General features: G+C 62.3%; 18 protein-coding genes and 2 pseudogenes. 15 read left to right on the top strand and 5 right to left on the bottom strand.

What is annotated here, in order from left to right; genetic code table 11:
- The first annotated feature begins 107 nt into the window (after positions 1-107).
- The 4 genes from ACEN8I_RS03235 (at position 108) to ACEN8I_RS03250 (ending at position 4,556) form a co-directional block, all read left to right on the top strand.
- Positions 108-1,415, top strand: coding sequence for a Rieske 2Fe-2S domain-containing protein (locus tag ACEN8I_RS03235; protein WP_413326214.1), 1,308 nt, complete (start codon positions 108-110; stop codon positions 1,413-1,415).
- 80 nt (positions 1,416-1,495) lie between these two features.
- Positions 1,496-2,479 carry a Bug family tripartite tricarboxylate transporter substrate binding protein gene (locus ACEN8I_RS03240; protein ID WP_413326216.1) on the top strand — a complete coding sequence of 328 codons (984 nt, stop codon included), beginning with the start codon at positions 1,496-1,498 and terminating at the stop codon, positions 2,477-2,479.
- A 46-nt stretch (positions 2,480-2,525) separates the two neighbouring features.
- Positions 2,526-3,518, top strand: coding sequence for an ABC transporter substrate-binding protein (locus ACEN8I_RS03245; RefSeq protein WP_413326219.1), 993 nt, complete (start codon positions 2,526-2,528; stop codon positions 3,516-3,518).
- A gap of 60 nt (positions 3,519-3,578) precedes the next feature.
- Entirely contained in the window at positions 3,579-4,556 is a 978-nt protein-coding gene (locus ACEN8I_RS03250) for a DMT family transporter (RefSeq protein ID WP_413326222.1), read from the top strand.
- Positions 4,557-4,654: 98 nt separating this feature from the next.
- On the opposite strand, the gene ACEN8I_RS03255 is transcribed toward ACEN8I_RS03250, so the two are convergent.
- The gene (locus tag ACEN8I_RS03255; protein WP_413326224.1) at positions 4,655-5,662 is read right to left on the bottom strand and encodes a zinc-dependent alcohol dehydrogenase family protein; all 1,008 of its coding nucleotides are present in this window, start codon (positions 5,660-5,662) and stop codon (positions 4,655-4,657) included.
- Between the two features lie 96 nt (positions 5,663-5,758).
- Between ACEN8I_RS03255 and ACEN8I_RS03260 the strand changes: the two genes are divergently transcribed.
- Positions 5,759-6,661 carry a LysR family transcriptional regulator gene (locus ACEN8I_RS03260; protein WP_413326226.1) on the top strand — a complete coding sequence of 301 codons (903 nt, stop codon included), beginning with the start codon at positions 5,759-5,761 and terminating at the stop codon, positions 6,659-6,661.
- A 166-nt stretch (positions 6,662-6,827) separates the two neighbouring features.
- On the opposite strand, the gene ACEN8I_RS03265 is transcribed toward ACEN8I_RS03260, so the two are convergent.
- Complete coding sequence (locus ACEN8I_RS03265; RefSeq protein ID WP_413326228.1) at positions 6,828-7,445, bottom strand: TetR/AcrR family transcriptional regulator; 618 nt, start codon at positions 7,443-7,445, stop codon at positions 6,828-6,830.
- Between the two features lie 122 nt (positions 7,446-7,567).
- Here ACEN8I_RS03265 and ACEN8I_RS03270 point away from each other — a divergent pair, with 122 nt between their 5' ends.
- From ACEN8I_RS03270 to ACEN8I_RS03305, 8 genes are read left to right on the top strand one after another with little or no spacing between them, the layout of a single operon-like run.
- A complete protein-coding gene (locus ACEN8I_RS03270) occupies positions 7,568-8,866 on the top strand; it encodes an NAD(P)/FAD-dependent oxidoreductase (protein WP_413326396.1) in 1,299 nt (432 codons plus the stop codon).
- Positions 8,863-9,681 carry a DUF1365 domain-containing protein gene (locus ACEN8I_RS03275; protein WP_413326230.1) on the top strand — a complete coding sequence of 273 codons (819 nt, stop codon included), beginning with the start codon at positions 8,863-8,865 and terminating at the stop codon, positions 9,679-9,681. The genes ACEN8I_RS03270 and ACEN8I_RS03275 overlap by 4 nt, the downstream gene beginning before the upstream one ends.
- Before the next feature lie 40 nt (positions 9,682-9,721).
- Positions 9,722-11,005 carry a class I SAM-dependent methyltransferase gene (locus ACEN8I_RS03280; protein ID WP_413326232.1) on the top strand — a complete coding sequence of 428 codons (1,284 nt, stop codon included), beginning with the start codon at positions 9,722-9,724 and terminating at the stop codon, positions 11,003-11,005.
- Between the two features lie 5 nt (positions 11,006-11,010).
- Positions 11,011-11,592, top strand: coding sequence for a chalcone isomerase family protein (locus ACEN8I_RS03285; RefSeq protein ID WP_413326234.1), 582 nt, complete (start codon positions 11,011-11,013; stop codon positions 11,590-11,592).
- Positions 11,589-12,896 carry an MFS transporter gene (locus tag ACEN8I_RS03290; protein WP_413326236.1) on the top strand — a complete coding sequence of 436 codons (1,308 nt, stop codon included), beginning with the start codon at positions 11,589-11,591 and terminating at the stop codon, positions 12,894-12,896. Before ACEN8I_RS03285 ends, ACEN8I_RS03290 begins: the two co-directional genes overlap by 4 nt.
- On the top strand, positions 12,893-13,441 hold the full coding sequence (locus tag ACEN8I_RS03295) for a DUF3833 domain-containing protein (protein WP_413326239.1): 549 nt from the start codon (positions 12,893-12,895) through the stop codon (positions 13,439-13,441). The genes ACEN8I_RS03290 and ACEN8I_RS03295 overlap by 4 nt, the downstream gene beginning before the upstream one ends.
- A 6-nt stretch (positions 13,442-13,447) precedes the next feature.
- Positions 13,448-14,239, top strand: coding sequence for an SDR family NAD(P)-dependent oxidoreductase (locus ACEN8I_RS03300; RefSeq protein ID WP_413326241.1), 792 nt, complete (start codon positions 13,448-13,450; stop codon positions 14,237-14,239).
- Positions 14,240-14,246: 7 nt separating this feature from the next.
- Positions 14,247-14,687, top strand: a complete 441-nt coding sequence (locus ACEN8I_RS03305) for a nuclear transport factor 2 family protein (protein ID WP_413326243.1) — start codon at positions 14,247-14,249, stop codon at positions 14,685-14,687.
- Positions 14,688-14,696: 9 nt separating this feature from the next.
- Here the strand turns inward: ACEN8I_RS03305 and ACEN8I_RS03310 are convergent, their stop codons facing one another.
- The gene (locus ACEN8I_RS03310; protein WP_413326245.1) at positions 14,697-14,894 is read right to left on the bottom strand and encodes a tyrosine-type recombinase/integrase; all 198 of its coding nucleotides are present in this window, start codon (positions 14,892-14,894) and stop codon (positions 14,697-14,699) included.
- Positions 14,895-14,980: 86 nt separating this feature from the next.
- Positions 14,981-15,309 (bottom strand): annotated as a pseudogene (locus ACEN8I_RS03315) (phage integrase N-terminal SAM-like domain-containing protein).
- 252 nt (positions 15,310-15,561) lie between these two features.
- On the opposite strand from ACEN8I_RS03315, the gene ACEN8I_RS03320 reads away from it, so the two are divergent.
- Positions 15,562-16,116: a GNAT family N-acetyltransferase gene (locus tag ACEN8I_RS03320; RefSeq protein WP_413326247.1), complete on the top strand. Its 555-nt coding sequence runs from the start codon at positions 15,562-15,564 to the stop codon at positions 16,114-16,116.
- A gap of 289 nt (positions 16,117-16,405) precedes the next feature.
- On the opposite strand, the pseudogene ACEN8I_RS03325 reads toward ACEN8I_RS03320, so the two are convergent.
- A pseudogene (locus tag ACEN8I_RS03325) lies at positions 16,406-17,486 on the bottom strand (IS110 family transposase).
- Between the two features lie 163 nt (positions 17,487-17,649).
- On the opposite strand from ACEN8I_RS03325, the gene ACEN8I_RS03330 reads away from it, so the two are divergent.
- Complete coding sequence (locus ACEN8I_RS03330) at positions 17,650-17,967, top strand: hypothetical protein (RefSeq protein WP_413326249.1); 318 nt, start codon at positions 17,650-17,652, stop codon at positions 17,965-17,967.
- Positions 17,968-18,260 lie beyond the last annotated feature (293 nt).

An 18,260-nucleotide genomic window follows, 5' to 3' on the forward strand; every position in this document is an offset into this window, starting at 1 on the left:
GAATAATCCTATTGCCCCGGATTGGCAAGTTGTTTTTAAACCTGTTTTGATTGAAGGCTTCCGACCACGGGAGCCGTTACCGATAAACCGCTAAAAGGACATTCGCGATGTTGACCGCTGAGGAAAATGAACTGCTCTGCCGCGTGGAAGGCAAGGCCCCCATGGGCCAGCTGATGCGCCGCCACTGGACGCCTGTCTGCCTGATCGAGGAGGTCAGCGAGCCCGACGGCACGCCCGTCAAGGCGCGTGTCTTCGGCGAAGACCTGGTGGTCTTCCGCGACACCAAGGGCCGCGTCGGCGTGATGGACGAATACTGCCCGCACCGCCGCGTCTCGCTGGTCTTCGGCCGCAATGAAGACTGCGGCCTGCGCTGCCTCTACCACGGCTGGAAGATGGACGTGGAGGGCAATGTGCTGGAGATGGTCTCCGAGCCTGCGGCCAGCGGCATGGCGCAAAAGGTCAAGCACCTGGCCTACCCGGTGAAAGAGTGGGGCGGTTTTGTCTGGGCCTATATGGGCCCCAAGGAAACCCAGCCCGAGTTCGTGCCGCCGGCCTGGGCGCCCACGGCCGATGCCAGGGTCACCATCGCCAAGGCGCTGATCCCCTGCAACTGGGCGCAAATCCTTGAAGGCGCGATCGACTCGGCCCACAGCTCCAGCCTGCATTCGTCCGACATGGTGCCGGCACGCGTGGACGGCGCCGAGGCCACCGACACCAACTGGCTGCGCCCCTCGACCGACAAGGCGCCGCGCCTGCAGGTGGAGCGCGGCGGTTACGGCTTTCGTTATGCTGCGATCCGCCGTCCCATCAAGAACGCGGCCGCCAACGACTACATACGCTCGACGGTGTTCGTCGCGCCGGCCACCGCGCTGATACCGCCCAACAACCTCTACAACGTGGCCAACATCAACGTGCCCATGGACGACACCAACACGGCGTTTTATTTCATCGCCTGGGGCCACCCTGAGCAGACGCCCGACACCGACACCTGGCGCAAGTTCCTGGGCCAGCAGCTGGGCCCCGACCTGGACGCCAGCTATACGCCGCTGCGCAACCGCGCCAACAACTTCTGGCAGGACCGTGAAGCCATGAAGGCCGGCAACTTCACCGGCATCACCGGCTTTCCCAACCAGGACATCGCGATGTGGGTGACCATGGGTCCGATCGCCGACCGCACGCACGAGCGCCTGGGCGCCAGCGACATGGCGGTGGTGGAGTTCCGCAAGCAGATGCTGGAGGCGGTGCGCGCCTTCCAGGCCGGCGGGGCTGCGATAGGCACGGGCGCATTGCGCATCCCGTCCAGCGTGGTCGCCTTCCAGGCCATCGTGCCCAAGACCACCGACTGGCGCGCCTACCAGGCTTCTTATGTCTGGGACACACGCGAGCCCGCGCTGGAGCCGTCCTACTCCACCTAGGCCTTGCCGCTTGCCCGTTTGCTTTCTCTTTGCTTTCCGTTGCGCAACATCAGCTTAAAAATTATCAGGAGACACATCCCATGAAACCACTACGCCGCTCCCTCTTGCTGGCCAGCCCCTTGCTGCTGGCCGGCATGCTGCTGCCCCAGCTCGCCGGGGCCCAGGGTGCCTACCCCAACCACGCCATCAAGTTCGTCGTGCCCTATGCGGCCGGCGGCCTGCCCGACACGGTGGCGCGCATCTACGCGCAGCGCCTGGGCGACAAACTGGGCCAGGCGGTGGTGGTCGACAACCGGCCCGGCGCCAACGGCGTGGTCGCCGCGCAGGCGCTGGCCACGGCCCCCAAGGACGGCTACACCTTTCTGGTGACCGACGGCTCGATGTTCTCCATCAACCCCGCCATCTACAAAAATCTGGGCTATGACTACAAGCGCGACTTCATGCCGGTCTCGCTCGCGGCGCGCGCGCCGCTGTACCTGGCGGTGCATCCCAAGGTGCCGGCCAACACCTTCCAGGAGTTCATCGCGCTGGCCAAGGCCAAGCCCGGCACGCTGAACTATGGCTCCTCAGGCATAGGCAGCACGCACCATCTCACCATGGAAGCGCTGAAGGCCGCACTGGGCCTGCAGATCACGCATGTGCCCTTCAAGGGCACCGGCCAGTCCGTGCCGGCCTTGATAGGCGGCCAGGTCGAGGTGCTGTTTTCGGCGCTGCCTTCGCTGTCCGGTTTTGTGAAGAGCGGGCAGGTCAAGCTGCTGGCCACCAACGCCGCACAGCGCTCCAGCCAGGAGCCCAATGTGCCGGCCATCGCCGAAACCATTCCGGGCTTTGACTTCGCGCCCATCGTCGGCGTGCTGGCCGCCACGGGCACGCCGGCCAGCGCCATCGAGCGCATCAGCGCCGAGATGGCGCAGATCGCCAGGATGCCGGACGTCATCGCCACGCTCAACAACGCCGGCATAGAGCCCATAGGCAGCAGCCCGGCCGACTACGGCAAGGCCATCCTCGGCGAGAACGAGCGCCTGGCCAAGGCTATTTCGGCCTCGGGCATCAAGCCTGAATAAATCCCACTGAAATCTCTCGCATCTCTCTCCAGGAACACACCGCCACATGTCAAAACTGAAACTGAGCTTCGGCTGCTGGAACTACGACCGCACCCGCGCCCTGATGGACGGGAGCGTGCAGCCCGACGGCATAGACCTGAACTACCTGAACATGCCGGTGGAAGAAACCTTCTTTCGCATGCTGCGGCACCAGGAGTTCGACGTCGCGGAAATGTCGCTCTCCTCGTACACGGTCTCCATGTTCAAGGAGCCTCGGCCCTTTGTGGCGATCCCGGTGTTTCCTTCGCGCTTTTTCCGCCACTCCTGCATTTATGTGAACGCCAATGCCGGCATCCGCGAAGCCAAAGACCTGATAGGCAAGCGCGTCGGCAACCCCGAGTACCAGATGACGGCGCCGGTGTGGATACGCGGCATTTTGTCCGACCACTACGGCGTGCCCGTGGACAGCGTGACCTACTTCACCGGCGGCGAGGAAGAACCCGGCCGCTCCGAAAAAATCAAGCTCGACCTCCCGCCCAACATCAAGGTCGAGCGCATAGGCCCCGACCAGACCCTGGCGCAGATGCTGCTTGACGGCGAGATCGACGCGCTCTACACCGCGCGCATGCCTTCGAGCTTTCTCAAGGGCGGCGGCAAGGTGCTGCGCCTGTTCGAGGACTACGAACAGGTCGAGCGCAACTACTTCAAAGAGACGGGCATCTTCCCCATCATGCACACGGTGGCGATACGCCGCGAGGTCTACGAGGCCAACCGCTGGGTGGCGCGCTCCATGATGAAGGCGCTCGAAGAGTCGCAGCGCCGCACCTATGAAGACCTTTATGAAACCGCGGCCCTCAAGGCCATGCTGCCTTGGCTGACCTCGCACGTCGAGCAGGTCAGGCGCGAGATGGGCGAAGACTTCTGGCCCTACGGCTTCGAGAAAAACCAGGCCACGTTGCAGACCTTTTTGCGCTACTCATTCGAGCAGGGTTTGTCCAGGCGGCTCCTCAAGCCCGAAGAGCTGTTCGCGCCCGAGTCGCTGGAGGCCTTCAAGATCTAGGAGTGGCTGCAAGGCGCGCGCTTCTCCGCATAAGACAACAAGACCACAAGATGAGGCCGGATGTCTGATACCTACCTGGGCTACATTCTGGCCGGCGCCGCCTTGCTGCTTTTCACCGCGTCCATCCTGCTCACCAAGCTGGCCTCCCACAGGCTGGACCTCGGCCTGGGCTTTCTGGTCGCCACCACCGCAAACGTCGTTTTTTCCGCCCTGGCCTTCTCGGTGCAGATGGGCCTGCGCGGTGACGCGCTGCTGTGGAACGCGCAGGCCTTCTGGCTGTTTGCCGCGGCGGGCGCCTTTGCCACCTACCTGGGGCGTTTCTTCTTTTACGAGTCCGTCGTGCGCTTCGGCCCGGCCAAGGCCAGCATTTTCCAGATCAGCAGCCCGCTGTTCACCGCCCTGATGGCCTGGCTGCTGCTGGGCGAGCGCCTGGGTGTGCTGGCGGCGCTGGGCATGCTGATGACCATCGCCGGCCTGATGCTGGTGAGCTACAAGCCCGGCTTCTTCTCGCGCCGCAATGCGGTGGCCGTGATACCGCCCGACGGCGGCCCCGCGCCCGCGGCCCTCAAGTCCAGCGTGATGCAGCGGACCCTGCGGCATGTGATGCAGTCGGTGTTCCTGCTGGGCGTGGGCAGCTCCATGGCCTATGCCATCGGCAATGTGCTCAGGGGCTCTGCCGTGCGCGGCTGGAACGAACCCGTGCTGGGCGCGCTGGTCGGGGCGCTGAGCGGCCTGGCGCTGCACCTGCTGTTCAGCGCCGGCAAGCGCGAGATCTTGCAACGCCTGCGCACGGCCGACCGCGGCGGTGTGTCGCTTTTTGCGCTGATAGGCGTCTCAACAATTTCCGCACAAATCTGCGTGATAGGCGCCATGCGCTACATACCGCTGTCCGTCGCCACGCTGGTGACGCTGTGCACGCCCGTCCTGGTGTTTCCGCTCAGCCTCCTGCTGTTCAAGAACCAGGACGGGATCACGGCGATCACGCTGGCCGGCAGCGCCTTGACATTGCTCGGCATCGCCATCATCGTGATGCGGTAACAGGCCCTAAGTCGCCGACCCACTGCCTCCGATTTTTAGAACAATCGGGATAAATTCTGGTGGCAAGGTCGCAAATTGGTTTGCCTGAACGAAATGACTCAGAAAGACAACATGACTTTGCCAAAGTGTTTTCCCGAATGAAGGCGCTGAAGCGCCTGCGCGGCATTTGTCCAGTGGGTGACGGAATCAATCATCGGTTTTGTCTTCGTCGATGCCATCGCTTGGACCAGTTCTTGCAGCATTCGGCGTGAACCGACCGGAATTCCTCGAACGGTCGCCTGCTTGCGGAAAATATCCAGGGGATTGATCCCCCCGTCAACGCCGCCCAGATAGCCGATCACGTTAATTTGGCCTCCTGGGCGAATCGATTTCAGCGAATGTTCGAAGCTTTGGGGGCCGCCGACCTCGAGAACGTGATCGACACCCCGGCCGTTCGTCAGTTTGAGAACCTCAACTGACCAGTTGGGATATCTCTTGTAATTTACTTTCCCCAATATGCCCGGCGTGGTCAGTTTCTCCAACTTCTCATCGCTGCCGGAAGTAATCACAACCTGAGCACCCGCCATCGCGGCGAATTGCATTGCAAACAAGGACACCCCGCCGGTTCCCTGCACCAGTACCACCTCACCCGGCTTTACGCTTCCAGAAGTGACAAGGGCATTCCACGCCGTGGATGCAGCGCAAGGAAGGCTCGCCGCCTCGATGTCGCTAATTTCCGGTGGCACGACCACAAGCCTGTCTTCGCTTGTCAGAAACTGCTCGCTCAAAACACCGTCTGAGGGGCCGCCCAGCGGCGCTCCCGCGACACTCGCATCAAAGGAACCGTCGTGCCACCTTTCCCAAAATGCCACAACGGCCCGGTCGCCCTTTTTCACGCGCGTGACGTCCTTCCCTACCTCGATCACTTCCCCTAAGCAGTCCGACATCGGCACGAGCGGAAACTTGAAGGGTGTGTGATAGGAGCCGAGCACTATTTCAACGTCGCGGTAATTCAGCCCGACCGCCCTGACACGCAAAAGAACTTGCCGAGGCCCTGGCAGGGGAGCTTCCTGGCTGATCAACTTCAGTCCGTCAAAGCCATTCTTTTCGATCACTATGGATTTCATGCTTTCTCCTGTTGGTTTTGTCCAGGCGATGCACTATCCTTCAGTGATTGACATTAATCAAATTTATTATTTTGATAATTTTTATTCCAAAGGTGCATGATGCTTACCGAGTTAAAAGCCTTTGTTCTTCTTGCTGAGACAGGCTCAATTCAAGCGGTCGCAAGTCGCATTCCATTGACGCAGCCAGCTGTCACGCGGCAATTGCAACGTCTGGAGGAAGTACTCGGCACCACGCTGCTGGATCGTCGCGCAAAGCCGGCGCGGTTGACCGCCACTGGCCTGGCGGTATTGGGGCACGCCAGAAAGGTTCTTGCCGCGTTTGAGGAACTGAAGAACGCTGCCGCTGTTGATGCAACGCCAGCCGGGGATTTCAGAGTTGGAATAGCGCATGCCCTGGCGGAATCCGGCGTGGTGAGCAGCCTTCAATATCTGAAGCAAAATTTTCCGGACTTGAACCTGCGATTGACTGCGGGATGGACAAACGAACTCATTCCAAAAGTGGACAAAGGTGAGCTGGACGCCGCCCTTGTCATGGTGGCAGGAGCGAGAGACAGCTTGGCCATGTTGCCCGGCCCGGTATTGGCGCGCGACGACCTTGTCTTTCTTGCCTCGCGCAACCTGGCTCTGCCAAGAACGCCCTCCCTTGGCGAGCTAAATAGATTCGGCTGGATTCTCACACCAGATACCCTGTGCGGGTCGCGCGCCTCTTTGCGTAGCGCAGTAGAGAAGAATGGCTCGCAATTTCGTATCTCGGCAGAGGTCCACGACATGGCCCTGCAGGCATCGCTTATCGAAAGAGGCCTGGGTATCGGAATGCTTCCTAAACGCAAGGCAACAAGTTTGAAGCGGTCCGGGTTACGCGCCATCAGCGTGCGCGGCCTGGATTTACAGATGCAGATCGCACTCATCAGGGCGCCATACCTGGGAAGACTTCAAGCTGTGGTGGACGGCCTGCAAGAAAGCCTGGCGGTTGAATTTCGTCGAAATCAGAGCCGTTAGAGCGCTCATTCCGCTGACCCCGTAAATGCGCCCCTCCTGGGCGCCAGGTATGCGACAAGACGCCTGCAGATCTCTTCAACGGCATCGAGAGATGGCCAGCGCTGGCCATAACACTTTTCAGTGACCCGCTTCCTGACCTCGCGATCCGGCACGCGTGACGGCGCCCTTACCTGGTTTCAAGACCCTCAAAGCAAGTGCTAAGTACGAAAGCGATGATCTGATCGTTGGTGTAGAGCTCGCCCATTTTCAGGAACTCCAGAACCGGATCGCAGGCGCGGGCGTATAGCGTGTACAGCACGACGACGGGCGGGAGCTTGGGGTTCAGGGCGCCTTGGGCCTGGGCCGCTTCAATCCAGGCGCCGAGGCGATCGCTCACGTCCATGAGCCCGTCCATGTAGTCATTGTTGCCCATCAGCGCGGTCCGAAGGCTGGAATTCTGGCTGGGCAGTGAAGGCATTTCACCCGCCAGCTTCAGGCCCATGGTCCACGCCACGACTCTGCGCAGCTTGTCCACGGCGGACCGCTCAGTGGGCAATGTGTCCAGAAAAGCCTGTGCCCGGCGCATGACGGACACCATGGCCGCCGCCGCCAGGTCTTCCTTGCTGGGGAAATGCTTGTAGAGGCTGGCTTTGGCAATGCCGACGTCGGCGGCCACTTCGTCCACCGTCATGGACTCAAACCCTTTTTCAGCCAGCAAACGGTTTACCGACTGGATGATGGCGTCTTCGCGCGCCAGCAGCATTTGTGCCTTGAAGGAAGCCTTGGGGGGGAGGGTGCTCGTCATGGCTTGATTTTAGCCAGTTTGGTTTGAAAAAAGAATTGTGAGGAAATATTAATACTGAATAGTATTAATAAATACTGATTGGTATAGAATTGGTCCAAACAATTCAAGGGGTACGGGTGTCGATCAAAGTAGCCATCGTGGGTTCGGGTATCTCAGGCCTGGCGGCCGCCCATGCCTTGCAAGGCAAGGCGGAGGTCACGCTGCTGGAGGCGGGCGCCTGGTTTGGCGGGCACACCCACACCGTTGATGTGACACTCCCTACGCCGCGCGGCGAGGTCACCCACGGGGTGGACACAGGGTTTCTTGTCCTGAACGAGCGGACTTACCCGCAACTGATCCGGCTGCTGGCGGAGCTGAATGTGGCGACCGTTGAGTCCGAGATGTCGTTTTCGGTGCAGACCCACGATTTCGCCAACGGCCGCGCCATGGAGTGGAGCGGCTCCAGCCTGAACACCGTGTTTGCGCAACGCGCCAACCTGCTGAACCCGCGCTTTTGGGGCATGCTGCGCGACCTGTTGCGCTTCAACGCCCTGACCACCCGCATGGCTCAAGACGCAAGCGACGTGCAACTGCGCCAGCCGCTGGGTGCGTTTCTGGATGAGCAAGGTTTCGGCACCGCGTTTCGCGACTGGTATTTCCTGCCCATGATGGCCTGCATCTGGAGTTGCCCCACCGCGCAGATGCTGCAGTTCCCGGTTTCGACCATGGTGCGCTTTTGCCACAACCACGGCCTGCTGCAAATCACCAACCGTCCGCAGTGGTGGACCGTGCAGGGCGGCGCCAGGCACTATGTCGAAAAAATCACCGCGGGCATCGCGGACAAGCGTTTGAATACACCGGTGCGCCTTGTTGAGCACGTCGGCAGCGCGCCGGACGGCAAAGGCGGCGTGCGCATCCACACCGACGCGGGCGCTGAGGTGTTTGACAAGGTCATCATCGCCACCCATTCCGACCAGGCCCTGAACATGCTGGCCGCGCCAACGGCGCGGGAGCGTGAAACCCTGGGCGCCATCCACTACCAGGCCAACAAGGCTGTGCTGCATACGGATGCCTCCGTCTTGCCGGCGTGCAGGGCGGCCTGGGCGGCGTGGAACTATGAGCGCGCGGCGGCGCCGGGGCAGGAGGGTGCGCGCGTGTGCCTGCACTACCTGCTTAACCGCTTGCAGCCCCTGCCTTGGGAGCAGCCGGTGATCGTGTCCCTAAACCCGGTGCGCCCCATCGCGCAAGACCGCATCATCGGCGAGTACGACTATGCCCATCCGGTGTTTGATCCGGTCGCCGTGGCTGCACAGCACTGCATGCCGGCATTGCAGGGCAAAAACCATCGCTATTTTGCGGGCGCATGGATGGGTTACGGCTTCCATGAAGACGGCCTCAAAGCCGGGCTGGCTGCCGCGGCGCAGCTGTTGGCGGACGCATGAGCCAGCCCGTGCCGCTCATCGGTTTTGGCCAGGTGCGCCATAGCCGCTTGCGCCCGCGGCGCCACGCATTTGTTTACCCCACCTATTTCCTGATGCTGCCGCTGCGCAGCCTGCAAAAGCAGGCGCCCCAGCCCGGCCAGTGGGACATCAACCGCGGGGGTCCGCTGAGCTTTTTTGAGACCGACCACGGCGACGGGCGCGCGCCGGAGCAGGGCGGCGCCATCGCGTGGCTGGACGAAGTGCTCAAGCGCGAGGGCATTCATGATGCGACCGGCGAGGCCTGGCTGCACACTTATCCGCGTGTGCTGGGCTACACCTTCAAGCCGGTGAGCTTCTGGTATTGCCACCGCGCGGCGGGCGACCAAGGCGGCAGCCTGCGCGCCATCGTGGTGGAAGTCAACAACACCTTTGGCGAGCGGCACTGCTATGTGCTGGACGCCCCGCGCTATGGCGTGGAGCAGCGTGCGGACAAGGTGTTTCATGTCTCGCCCTTCAACCCCGTGCAGGGCCACTACCGCTTTCGCTTTATGCGCAGCGAACAAGGCAAACAAGGCGAACAGGCGCGCACGGTGGCCCGCGTGGATTTTTACGACGATGCCGACGACGTTTTCGCCGACGCCGCCGTGCTGCAAACCAGTGTGAGCGGCACGCTGCAACCCATCACGCCAGCCGTCCTGCGCAGCGCCGTGTGGCGCTATCCCGCGATGACCCTGGGTGTGGTGCTGCACATCCATGTCCAGGCGCTGCGCCTGTGGCTGAAAAAAGTGCCTTTCTTTCGAAAACCCGCGCCGCCGCAAACCTTTGTCTCGCGCTAGATGGCCAGCGCGGGAGATATGCCCCATTGAGGAGTCCGACATGAACGCTGTTACCCGCACCGCCCAAGGCCTTGCGTTTCCAGAGAATGCGCCGGCCGCCGCCCGAAGCGCGCTGCGCCTGCTGCAAAACCTGCGCCACGGCGCGCTGACCCTGCACCTGCCCGACGGCTCGCAGCGCCGCTTTGGCGAGCACCCGCAGCAGCATGACGTGCACATGCCCGGGCACCCCAGTGCCAGTATCACGCTGCACAACTGGAACGTGTTCGGCGCCGCGCTCAAGTCCGGCGACATCGGTTTTGCCGAGAGCTACATCGCCGGGGACTGGAGTACGCCCGACCTGACCGAGTTGCTCAAGCTGTTCTCCGCCAATCGCCGGGAGATCGATGCCATGATTTTCGGCACATGGTTCGGGCGGCTGCTGTACCGCGCCCGGCACCTGCTGCATCACAACAGCCGTGCCAACAGCCGCAAGAACATCCATGCCCACTACGACCTGGGCAACGCGTTTTACCGCCTGTGGCTGGACGAGACCATGAACTACTCCGGCGCCTGGTTTGAGGGCGACCTGTCCCGCCCCTTGCCGCAGGCGCAAGACGCCAAGGTGCGCCGCGCATTGCAAATGGCCGGTGTAAAGCCCGGCGACCGTGTGCTGGAAATCGGCTGCGGCTGGGGCGCGCTGGCCGAGCAAGCCGCCGTTGAACGGGGTGCGACTGTGGTGGGCGTGACGCTGAGTACGGAGCAGCTGGCGTATGCCGACGAGCGCATGCGGCGCCTGGGCGTGAGCACCGGCGCGGGCGGGCGCGTCGACCTGCGCCTGCAGGACTACCGCGACATCCCGGACGCGCCGTTTGACGCGATCTGCTCCATCGAGATGGTGGAGGCCGTGGGGCAAGCCTATTGGCCCACGTACTTTGCCGCGGTGAGCCGCCTGCTCAAACCCGGCGCGCGGGCCTGCGTGCAAAGCATCGTCATCAACGACGCGCTGTTTGACCGCTATGTGAAGTCGACCGACTTCATCCAGCAGTACATCTTTCCCGGCGGCTGCCTGCCTTGCCCTCGGGAGTTCCGCCGCCAGGCCCAGGCCGCGGGGCTGGAGGTGGTGGATGAATTCGCGTTCGGCGCGGACTACGCCGAAACGCTGCGCCGCTGGCGCGATGCCTTCACGGCGCGCGGGGCCGAGGTGGCGGCACTCGGCTTTGACGAGCGCTTCATGCGCATCTGGGCGTTTTACCTGGCCTACTGCGAGGCCGCCTTTGACGCCGGCGACATCAACCTGATGCAGTTCACCTTGCGCAAGCCCGCCGCGCTTTCGCCCCCGCCATGACAGGCATGAAAAACGCGGCTGCCTGCGCGGTATTGGCTGTGGCCGGCTGCCTGCCTGGCATGTCCGCCCAGGCCCAGGCCTTGCCGCTGGAACTGCGCCCCAGCCTGCCCACGGCCAGCCTGTCCGGGCAGGCCAGGTTCAGATTCTGGGGCTTTGAGGTCTACCAGGCCACCCTCTGGGTCGCCCCCGGGTTTGCCGGGTCGGCCTATGAGCAAAGCCCGTTTGCGCTGGAGCTGGCTTACCTGCGTGACTTCAAGGGGGCGGACATTGCCAGGCGATCCATTGCGGAGATGCGCCGCCAGGCGAGCATCACCCCCATGACCCCGGCGCAGGAAACGGCCTGGGAGAACCAGATGCGTGCGCTGTTCCCCGATGTCAGCGCCGGCGACCGCATCACCGGGGTGCACCAGCCCGCCACGGGCGCGGTGTTCTGGAGCAATGGCCGCCTGCTCGGTGAAGTGCGCGACCCGCTGTTTGCCAAACTCTTCTTCGGCATCTGGCTGTCACCGCAAACCTCCGAGCCGCAGTTGCGCCGCGCGCTGCTGGCGCAGGAAAAATCACAGGCCCCGGCGGGCGCCGCACCATGAATCTCCGCACGGCAGTCCAAACCGAAACGACACCCCACGCCTGGAGCGTGAGTGACGGTCTGCGCTACGGCCTGCTGGGTTTGCCCCTGGCGTTTTGCGCTCTGCCCCTTTATGTCTTGATGCCCAATCTGTATGCGCGCCATTGGGGTGTGTCGCTGGCGGCTTTGGGCGCTGTGCTGTTGGGAGCACGCCTGCTCGATGCGGTCATTGATCCGCTGCTGGGCCGTTTATGCGATCGCTTGTATGCCGCCTCGCTGCGCGCGGTGCTGGCGATGGGCGCGGTGGCGGCCGCCGTGCTGGCCGTGGGATTTTCTTTTTTGTTTGTGCCGCTGGTGAATGAACCCGGGGTCTTGCTTTGGTGGGCAGGGTTCTGGCTGGTGGTGACCTATGCGGCCTACAGTGCCTTGTCGGTCGCGCATCAGTCCTGGGGCGCCATGCTCGGCGGTGACGCGCTCTACCGCAGCCGCGTGGTGGCCTGGCGCGAAGGGCTGGGCCTGGCCGGGGTGCTGCTCGCGACGGTCACTCCCGTGCTCCTGGGCGTGCCCGCCATGCTGGCTCTGCTGTTCTTCGGCCTGGCTGGGGGCTGGTGGGCCTGGCGCGCAGCGCCTCAGCCAGCGCGGTATCGCCATGCGACTATGACCGCGGCACCCCACACGCTCTGGCACCCGTGGCGCAACCCCGGCTTTCGCCGGCTCCTGGGCGTCTACCTGCTCAACGGCATTGCCAGCGCCATCCCGGCGACGCTGGTGCTGTTTTTTCTGCAGGACCGCCTGCAGGCCAGCGGGGCCATGCAGTCCGCCGCGCTGGCGGTGTACTTTGTATGCGGCGCGCTGTCCATGCCGCTGTGGCTGCGCGGGGTCAAGCGCTGGGGGCTGGTGCACAGCTGGCGCTTCGGCATGCTGCTGTCCATTGCCGTTTTTCTGGGCGCGAGCCGGCTGGGCGCGGGGGATGCGCCGTGGTTTTTGCTGGTCTGCGCCCTGTCCGGCGCGGCCCTGGGGAGCGACCTGGTCCTTCCCGGCGCGCTTCTGGCCGGCGTCATCGCCAGGGCCGGTGACCGCGGCCGCGCCGAAGGGGCTTACTTCGGCTGGTGGAACTTCGCCACCAAACTGAACCTGGCGCTGGCCGCCGGCCTGGCCCTGCCTTTGCTGGGCTGGCTCGGTTATGTGCCCGGCGTGCGGGATGCCAATGCGTCCGCCTTGCTCACCGCCGCCTACTGCCTCCTGCCCTGCGCGCTCAAGGCCCTGGCGGCCGGCGCGCTCCATTTTTTCATCATCCCACCGACGGCCCAGCCGCACACACCATGACACAACGCACTTTCTTCGGCCGCTCACTTCTTCTCGCCGCCGTGGTTTCGGCGGCCTTGCTGGGCGCATGCAGCACGCCGCAAGTCCAGGACTACGCCAAAGAGACTCCGGTGCTGGAACTGCGCGACTACTTCAACGGGACGCTCGACGCCTACGGCATCTTCACCGACCGCTCGGGCAAGGTGGTCAAGCGCTTTACCGTGGTGATGACCTGCACCTGGAAGGGCGATGCCGGTGTGCTGGACGAAGCCTTCAGCTATTCCGACGGCACGACCCAGCGGCGCATCTGGCGCCTGACGCGCCACGCCGACGGCCGCTACAGCGGCCAGGCGGACGACGTGGTGGGCGCGGCCGAGGGCCGGCAAAGCGGCAACGCCTTCAATTGGGCCTACACCCTTGCCTTGCCGGTGGACGGCCGGGTCATCAACGTGCAGTTTGACGACTGGATGTACCTCATGAACGACAAAGTCATGCTCAACAAAGCCGCCATGCGCAAGTGGGGTGTGGGGCTGGGTGAAGTGACACTCTCCTTTATCAAGCGGTAAAACGCCATGGCCCTCAACTCTCGCATGGAAGACTGGCACGGCCGCACGGTCTGGCTGGTGGGCGCGTCCACCGGCATAGGCCGGGCCACCGCATCGGCGCTGCACGCCCAGGGCGCCAAAGTGGTGGTTTCGGCCCGCGGCGCGCAAGCCCTTAACGCCTTTGTCGAAGCCCATCCCGGCGCGCTGGCCCTGCCGCTGGACGTCACCGACACGCGCGCGGTCAAGGCAGCGGCCTCGAGCCTGGCCGAGCGGGATGCGCTGGATTGTGTCGTGTACTGCGCGGGCCACTACCACGCCATGGACGCCGCCCACATGGACCTGGGCGACCTGCTGCGCCACAACGAAGTGAATTACCTGGGCGCGCTCTACATGCTGGATGCCGTGGTGCCGCAACTGCTGGCGCAGCCGCTGGGCGAGCGCACCGGTCAGCGCGGCCACATCAGCCTGATGGGCAGCGTGGCCGGCTATCGGGGCCTGCCCAACAGCCTGGCCTACGGCCCCACCAAGGCCGCGCTCATCAACCTGGCCGAGACTCTGTACCTGGACCTGCATGCACAGGGTGTGGGCGTGTCCATCATCAACCCCGGCTTTGTGAACACGCCGCTAACGCAACAGAACCAGTTCAAAATGCCCGCCTTGATCACGCCCGAAGAGGCTGCACGCGAAATCCTGAACGGCTGGGCACGCGGAGAGTTTGAAATCCACTTCCCCAAACGCTTTACCCGCTGGATGAAGGCCCTGCGGCTTTTGCCTTACCCTTTGTTTTTCGCGGCGACACGCCGACTCAGACAGGCCTAGAAATTCCATGAACCCCGCCGACTCCGCTGTGGATCGCATCGTTGACGCCTTCCAGACCCTCACGCCCGCGGGCGTGGAAACACTGGGCGCCCTCTACGCGCCCGATGCGCGCTTCAAGGACCCCTTCAACGACGTGCAGGGCCTGGCCGAAATCCAGCGAATTTTTCGGCATATGTATGAGAGCCTGGAGAGCCCACGCTTCGTCATCACCGAGCGTATCGTGCAAGGCGAGCAATGCTTCCTGACCTGGGAGTTCCACTTTGCCTTCAAGCGTTTCCAGCGGGGAAAGGCCCAGTGCATCCTGGGTGGCTCGCACCTGGTGCTGGATGGCGAAGGCCGCATCACGCTGCACCGGGACTATTGGGATGCGGCTGAAGAGCTGTACGAGAAGTTGCCTGTGGTCGGCGGCTTAATGAGATGGTTGAAGCGGCGCGGCGGTTCGTCATAGATGACTGCCTCACCGCAAAGCAGACATTCCTTGCTCACCAGTCATCGAATCCAGCGGACTCATTGTCTGCCCGGCCTCAACCTTCAGCACATGCGTGTAAATCATGGTGGTGCTCACATCAGAGTGGCCCAACAGTTCCTGCACCGTGCGGATGTCGGTTCCCGCCTGCAGGAGATGGGTGGCGAAGCTGTGGCGCAGCGTGTGCACCGATACCGGCCTGACGATGCCGGCAAGCTAGACCGCCTGCTTCAGGCTGCGCTGCAATCGCTCTTCATACAGATGATGACGGCGCTCTATGCCACTGCGCGGGTTGGTCGGTTGATGTTGTCGAGCCAGGGCAGATCGACGCCAAGCACTTCCCGGTATAAGAACAGCAACGCGCTCAGGGCCTGGTTGTGTGTGGATGCTGAAACCTTGCGTTCCGTGGCCAACATAGTCAGAAAGTCCTCAACCTCCTTCGCCCCATGTCGCGCGGATGCTTCAAACCATGCCATCGGATGAAAAAACGCACCCAGTACACATAGAGCTTCTCGGTGCTGAAGCTATAGTGAAGACAGCGAATCCGCTCCCTGACCTGGTCGAGCAAGCGGGTCGATTGCAGCGGTGGGTTGCCGGGTTTCATGGAAGTATTTATACCTGTATGAAAATACAGAAAATTTACCGAAAACCCATAAACAAGAGGCTTTCGGACGATTTTTATGACCAAGTTAAACCTCAGCCGCCAAGTTAAGCCGCAGGTTTTGCGGTCTAAATTACGTTAGGCGTCACGAGAGAGGCCAAAGTGCTACAGCGAGTTAGAGCCTTCTTCACTCCCAAGGGTCAGTTTCGCATGGCGCCGATCGCTAGACCCCTGCCTCGTTGCGAGGTCCGCCCATTGAGAGACTCCGATGTGGAGGCATGCGAGGAAATCTATCGACTGAACGAGTCATCGCACTTCCCGAACGGCTATTTCCCGCGCTTTTCCGATTGGTTGCGGAATCGGCGAGCACTAATTGTTGTCGCCGAGGCGGGCGGTTCTGTGCACGCGCTAGGGGGCATCTCCGAGCAAGAACACGAAGGCAATCACGTTGCCGGCCTCTCGTTCGGCATGGTTCACCCTTCGCATCATCGGCGGGGCTACGGTACTGCGCTCCTACTGTCTCGCCTGTCGCTGCTCAAGACCGCAAAACCCGCCAGTCTTGTAATGCTGACGACCACCAGGGGCTCAGAAACCTTCTATGGCCGTTTTGGCTTCAAGCACTACCACTCCCTTCAAGCAACGAGCCAGTACCGCGAGGATCACTACTTCGCGAAGGTATCCGCCTCGGATCGATCGCGGTGTCTCGCTGCACTAGCAGGCCTTCACTTGTCGCCGGCTCTCTTCACCATGGAGGTTCCGTCATTTGCCAGCCTCACGCCACTCAGCAGCGTGGCGGTGCCAGATGCCTAACCCTTCCTATATGGACTCCCCCACAAAGGCAAGAAACTGACCGATAGTGTGGCTGCGTGGAAAGCGCCTGCAGTCGTATATCCGGCATCTGAGGTGGGATCGTATGTGTCCCGTGCCGACATGGAATCTGCGTCACCGAAGCGCCAGTCGATACAAGCGGCAGGCAAGCTGCCGGAAGAGTTATCGGCGTTTATCGGTGTGGGGTGAACCCGGTTGGCCATGATGGTCGATCAATCTCGTCGCAAGCGTGGATGGGCGTTCAATTTTCTTGTGCCTGGATGCCTGGTCATCAGGCCGGCATCACAAAGCTCTCCCTGTTGATCTTCTTGTTAAGCCGCCCGGTTTCACCAAACGGCTCCTTGTCACGCAGCGTGGCATAACAAATCCGCGCCAGCTTGTTGGCCAGCGCGCAGGCCGCCTTGTTGTGGTTGCTTCTGGCTTGCATATCCAGCGCCCAGCGGCGAACCCCACACACCTCTCGCCCGGCGCCCGCTGCCACCTTGGAGGCGCGCAGCACACTCCTGGCGCCATGGGTGAGCAACATGCGCAGATAGCGATCGCCCTTTTTTGAGATGCGCCCCAGGTAACGGCTGTTGCCCGAGCTGCTCCTTGGGCGTCAAGCCAAACCAGCTGGAGAAGTGCCGCGCATCCTTGAAGTGACTGACATCACCCGAAGTGGCCGCAACCATTGCTGTGGCCGTCAGCAAGCCAATGCCCGGGATACTCAGCAGCGTGGTGCAGGCCGGACTGAGCTTGGCCAACGCGGCCAGCTCACGCTCCAGCTGCGCAATCCGGGCTTCAAGCAGACGGATCTCCTCAATCAACAGCCTGGCTGTGCCCCGGATCAGATCAGGCACGGCCGTACCTGGGTCAGCCAGCACCCGACTGATCGCCTCAATGCCGGTACGTGCGCCCGCAGGGATGGCAATGCCAAACTCCCGGCAGAACCCGCGCAAAGCATTGATGCGAGAGGTACGTGTGCCCATCCACAGACTGCGGATGCGGTGCAGACCCTGCAGGGCTTGCTGCTCCACCGATTTGACGCGCAGCGGGCGAATATCTGAAGCGCGGGCAGCTTCAAGCAGGGCGGCAGCATCTGCGGCATCGGTCTTGTTGCGTTTGACATAGGCTCGCACGTACTGGGCAGGCAGCAACTTGACCTCGATGCCCAGGCCGTTGAGCCAGCGTGCCCAGTGATGGGCCGAGCCGCAGGCTTCCATGATGACCAAAGAGACTTTCCGATTGGCAAACCAACGCTCGAACTGGGTACGCGTGAGGCGGTGGGTTTCAATGACACGCCAGGACGAATCGGCTACGGCCAGCTGAAACACAGACTTTGCAAGATCGACGGCAACGGTAGTAGCATTCATGTCGGACTCCTTTTGTTAAAAACCTGATCGCCACGCCAATGAAGACCAGAGCGCGAATATTGCGCAAAAAACAGGGGGAGTCCATCCCATCAATCGAGGGACTTGCTCCGGCAGGCTACACTCGCCTAGCAAGCCCCTCATGTCAAACGTTAGGCGTCGAGAAATGAATCGTTCCGCTGTTTCAGCCGCGATCGCCGCCGTTGCAGGCATCGCCAGCGTATACCTTTTGCCCCTGCCATGGCTGGCACCTCTGTCCACAGTAGCAGCCGTTCTCTGCGGCATCTTCGCCCTCATCGTCAGGCTCTCTACGCCAACAGAGTCACCCTCAAACCCGGTGGCTGGTGTCTTGCTGTCCATTGCAAGCCTTCCTGAGCAACCCCTCGCCAAAGTGAAGGAGAACTGGGCACTAACGGCATTTCTCACATCCGCCGCGTTCCTTGTCTCCCTTGCCCTTTCAATCATGGTTCGCGCAAATGCCTAGTGTCGCCAAACCATTGCGGAGACAGCCGCCTTTTATGGCAACACCCACATGCGGCTTCGTGGGCGGGTCAGTCAAGGCGAATGTTCGGGCCAAGCCAAGCGCGACGCCTAACCCTTCAATCGAGAGGACGTCACCCGGCAAGCCGGGCGCCGCCTCTCATCTCAAACGTTATGCCACAGTTTGACGGAAGCTACACGCGTAGCGACTCGAATACGCCGGTTCGGTATGTATGCCGCTATCGGTTCTCAGCCATCGGAATCGTTTATGAGGCCGACGCGGACTTCGACGGAAAG

It is taken from the genome of Polaromonas sp. CT11-55 (genome assembly GCF_047303325.1).
Classification (GTDB): Bacteria; Pseudomonadota; Gammaproteobacteria; order Burkholderiales; family Burkholderiaceae_C; genus Polaromonas.